Source organism: Sphingomonas oligophenolica, from assembly GCF_006438955.1.
In the GTDB taxonomy this organism is placed as follows: Bacteria; Pseudomonadota; Alphaproteobacteria; order Sphingomonadales; family Sphingomonadaceae; genus Sphingomonas; species Sphingomonas oligophenolica_A.
Map to the genome: position 1 here is coordinate 1 of NZ_RCZK01000044.1, position 1090 is coordinate 1090.

Below are 1090 nucleotides of genomic sequence, written 5' to 3' on the forward strand. Positions count from 1 at the left end.
CAGTCTAATGCGAACTCGTCTCCACACGATGCAGTTCGGGCTTTGGGGTCATAACTCAGCCGGCGAGTGCCTGCCACTCGGCCAGCGCGGCCGAGCGGCGTTCCTTGTAGGTCTGGCGGTCGACGAGATGGCGCTGGAGATCGAAGTGATTGTGGACATTGGCATGGACGCTGGCGAATTTTTGTAGCGACTTCATCTGCCGGAATCTGACCATCGCCCGCTCCCGTCGTCGGAACGGCAGATGGCTGTTCTCGACCCGATTGTTGGCCCAACGTCCGATCTCCTGCTTATCGGCATTGCCGAGCGCATTCATCGCAGCGCGGTACGAGCGTAGCCCGTCGGTGGTGATCGCCTCGGGCTTGCCGTGGCGCTTCAGTGCCTTCTTCATGAAGGTGAGTGCGGCATCCTTGTCGCGGCTCCTGGTGACGTAGCTTTCGAGGATCTCGCCCTCGTGGTCGACCGCACGCCATAAATACACCATCTCGCCGTTCAGCTTCACGTACATCTCGTCGAGATGCCACCGCCAGTGGCGGAACCCGCGCATGTGGCTCACCCGCCGGCGGCGGATGTCGCCCGCAAACATCGGACCGAACCTGTTCCACCACAGCCGCACCGTCTCGTGGCAAATGTCGATCCCGCGCTCGAACAGCAGGTCCTCGACGTTTCGCAGCGATAGCGGGAAGCGAATGTACATCATCACCACGAGGCGGATTACCTCGGGCGATGAGTTGAAGCACCGGAACGGGCTTTGCGGCTTGCGGGGACGTGGCATCTGACGACGCTACCGGGGCCCCGCTTAACGATCGGTGCATTTGGTTTTCTGTGGACGCCCCTCGGGAAGCAAGCAAAATCTGGAGATGCATTGCGCTTGGTCGGATGCTGTCATCTGTCCGGCCTTTGGAGCAGCGTTCGATGCTGCAGGCCTGCATGGGAGTTCGCGGATCGGATCCAGATCAGACAGACGTGCTCGAGGCACAAAACCAAATCCTGGTTTACCAATCCCGTCTCACCGACTGTGCGCCATGCCCTCCTTCGACCACTTGCCGCCCTACGACGACCTCTGATGACCCGTGGCTTACACCGCGGGCAC

1 protein-coding gene is annotated in these 1090 nt (G+C 60.9%); it reads right to left on the reverse strand.

Going from position 1 to position 1090, the window contains the following annotated elements:
• Window positions 1-55: 55 nt before the first annotated feature.
• The gene (locus tag EAH84_RS15800; protein WP_140872919.1) at window positions 56-772 is read right to left on the reverse strand and encodes an IS6 family transposase; all 717 of its coding nucleotides are present in this window, start codon (window positions 770-772) and stop codon (window positions 56-58) included.
• Window positions 773-1090: the final 318 nt, after the last annotated feature.